Source organism: Corallococcus sp. AB038B, from assembly GCF_003668955.1.
GTDB classification, from domain to species: Bacteria; Myxococcota; Myxococcia; order Myxococcales; family Myxococcaceae; genus Corallococcus; species Corallococcus exiguus.
Window position 1 is genome coordinate 1 of the sequence record NZ_RAWO01000139.1, and the last position, 433, is coordinate 433.

Consider the following 433-nt stretch of genomic DNA (forward strand, 5'->3'; position numbering starts at 1 on the left):
CAACTCTCCTAACAAACAAACCTCGTTTGGATCTCCATCAATCTCAAAGTGCAGTTGATTTTCATCGAGATATTCATTCGCTTCTTCATCACTGTTATCATTCCGAGAAAAAAAGGCGAAGAATATCGCCGACGAGATGATTTTCATTGGTTGACTGATGAGAATCGAAGAGAAAAATCCAGTGAGAATCGATGCTAACCATTGTTGAGTTTTCAAATCACCAAATTCAATTCCGGGAACGATGATGAAGAACATCAAAAGAATCACTAATATCAAACAGAGACCATAAACAAGAAACAAACACCACCAAGGCAATGTCAATCCTGATTTCTTTTTTTGATCATTGCTCGTCACACGTGTATTGATCTGTGACAAAGCTTCTTGCACAGGTGAGATGCGTTGTTGGCGAGTTCGAAGACGACGAAAGAGTTGG

The 433-nt window shown here is 39.5% G+C and carries 1 protein-coding gene; it reads right to left on the bottom strand.

Annotated elements, in window-relative coordinates:
- Positions 1-433, bottom strand: a 433-nt coding sequence (locus tag D7Y04_RS44815) for a hypothetical protein (protein WP_158627699.1), incomplete at both ends; no start/stop codon positions are given.